At 60.0% G+C, this 430-nt stretch carries 1 pseudogene; it reads right to left on the bottom strand.

The window, feature by feature from the left end:
• Positions 1-99 precede the first annotated feature (99 nt).
• Positions 100-430 (bottom strand): annotated as a pseudogene (locus P0G09_RS15720) (cell division protein FtsH); the annotation flags it as partial.

Raw genomic sequence — 430 nt, 5'->3', positions numbered from 1 at the left:
GTGGGGCCCTTGGCATAACGGAAAACTCGCATATCCTCACGCAACGCCAGGGCCGCCCCTACTAGGGGCGGTGGCAATGCGAAGCATTGACGGTGGGGTTTAACCTTCCCTGTTCAGGATCTCCATGAACTCATCGCCGGTGATAGTCTCTTTCTGGTACAGATACTGGGCCAGCTCATCCAGCTGTGCGCGGTTGTCGGTCAGGATCTGCACAGCCTTGGCGTGCTGGGCCTTGACCAGCTCCACCACCTTCTGGTCGATCTCACACTGGGTCTGGGCAGAGCAGGCAAGAGAAGTGTCGCCGCCCAGATACTGGTTGTTGACGGTCTCCAGTGCCACCATGTCAAACTCATCGCTCATGCCGTAGCGGGTCAGCTTGGCGCGGGCCAGCTTGGTGGCCGGGTCGATATCATTGGAAGCGCCGGTGGGG

The sequence above is a fragment of the Faecalibacterium sp. DFI.5.82 genome (genome assembly GCF_029076575.1).
Lineage (GTDB): Bacteria > Bacillota > Clostridia > Oscillospirales > Ruminococcaceae > Faecalibacterium > Faecalibacterium duncaniae.
Note: the sequence above shows the minus strand (reverse complement) of the source record. Positions and strands in the feature narration are given on the sequence as shown.